Raw genomic sequence first — 1,864 nt, forward strand, 5'->3', positions numbered from 1 at the left:
CCTGAACCCGTTGTTGAGCCTGAACCCGTTGTTGAGCCTGAACCCGTTGTTGAGCCTGAACCCGTTGTTGAGCCTGATGCAAATAATTCTCAGTTAACAACGCAACTGGATGATCCTCGTAATTTTCTGCGTTGCTCACCGCAAGAACTGCTTGGTGAGTGGACACCAGAAAAATGGGATTATTGGCTACAAACGGCTCGTGAAGCGGAGATATTGGCTCAAGACGAATTGGCACTTGCGCGTCAGGGCATGATGACGGGCTTATGCGATGGCAAGGCAGTATTTATCACAAGTGTAGATAGTCGGCATTTACAAACCACTTTTCAGCAATTAGCGGCTAAACTGCAACAGCAGTTCACTCAAGCAGAAATTGACTTGCAAATCGATGGCAGCGTCATGCAAGCAGAGGATAAGACGCCTGAGCGTCGCCAACAAAAGCGCTTGGTGCAAGCCAAAACGGTTGCAGAAGCAAGACTGCTTGCTACGCCTGTGATGCAGTATTTGAATGAGCGCGGTGAAGTAAAAATGGGTAAGGTTCAGTTGTATTAAACAATCAGAAAAACTGTTGTTAAAATTATTTAAAAGTCTATATAGTTATTAAAGACAACTTTCATATAAAATATCAAGGCGATGTTGTACTATCGCCTTGATATTTTTGTTTTTATTGCAGAGTAAATGGGCTTTTTTAAACAAGAGAGAAATATTTAATAACGATAAGATAAATTAAGATTCGTTATAATGGTTAAGTTATATTAAAAACTGAAATGAAGTTTAGGTGAGAATATGTTGGATAATTTACGCGGTATGGCTGTGTTCGCCAGTGTGGTTGGACATGGCTCTTTTAGTGGCTCTGCTCGTGAGCTTGGCATTACAACCAGTGCAGTCAGCCAGCAAATTCGCTCATTAGAAAATGAGCTGGGCGTCGTGCTATTACACCGCTCAACTCGTAAGTTGAGCTTAACAGAAGCTGGCGAAAGTTTTTATGAAGCTGCAAAAGACGTTGTCAGTGCTGCTGAACAAGGGCGGATTAAGGTCAATCAGTTGCGTGATGAGTTGGCAGGCAGCTTACGAGTGGCGACAACACCAGAGCTTGGTGTTAATCATATTTTGCCGGCACTTTCTACGTGGATGGCGGCACATGATGATCTTAGCATTACCTATCTGGCAGACAACCACTATATTGACATGATTGATGAGCGGATTGATATTGCGATTCGTATGAGTCCATCGATTAATGATTCGAGCCTCAGCAGTCATCCATTGACTGATGTGCGCCAAATGTTGGTTGCGTCACCGCAGTATCTACGTCAACATACCAAATTGCAAACACCTAAAGATTTGGCTGATCATCAGCTGATTTGTATTGAAATCATGAAAGATGCCAATCAAATTGATCTCATTCAGACAGAAACGGGTAAAAAGACGCGCACGAAAATGAATTCACGCATTTATACCAATAATGTCTTTATGGCAACCACCTTGGCAAAAGAAGGTCATGGTTTGGTTAGAATGATGGAAATGGACATCAAAAAAGAGCTTGAAAATGGTGATTTGGTCGAAGTGTTGACCGGTTATCAATTACCAAGTTTTGTACTATATGCGGTTACCTTAAACCGTGATCAACAGCCAGCCAAAATCACTCGCTGTTTAGAGGTGTTAAAAAAGTATTTTCATGCTAATTAGATGACGTTTGAATAATGCACCGTAGAGAGTGGTTTAAAGCCTTCAAAAGCAAAAAGCCTATAGACATATTATCTATAGGCTTTTTTAGTATTAGCGTTTAATGTGGTAACCCTCCCAAACCTAAGACACCTAACAAATAGAATTAAGCTGCTTGATTGAGTTTCTGTATGGGCGTAAAACC

1 protein-coding gene and 1 pseudogene are annotated in these 1,864 nt (G+C 41.4%); both read left to right on the forward strand.

The genetic code is table 11. The features are described from left to right. A pseudogene (locus JMX95_RS13530) lies at nt 1-549 on the forward strand (DNA polymerase III subunit gamma/tau); the annotation flags it as partial. Nucleotides 550-783: 234 nt separating this feature from the next. Further along, a complete protein-coding gene (locus tag JMX95_RS13535) occupies nt 784-1,683 on the forward strand; it encodes a LysR family transcriptional regulator (RefSeq protein WP_045448120.1) in 900 nt (299 codons plus the stop codon). The last annotated feature ends 181 nt before the right edge of the window (nt 1,684-1,864 follow it).

It is taken from the genome of Psychrobacter sp. NC44 (genome assembly GCF_904846655.1).
In the GTDB taxonomy this organism is placed as follows: domain Bacteria; phylum Pseudomonadota; class Gammaproteobacteria; order Pseudomonadales; family Moraxellaceae; genus Psychrobacter.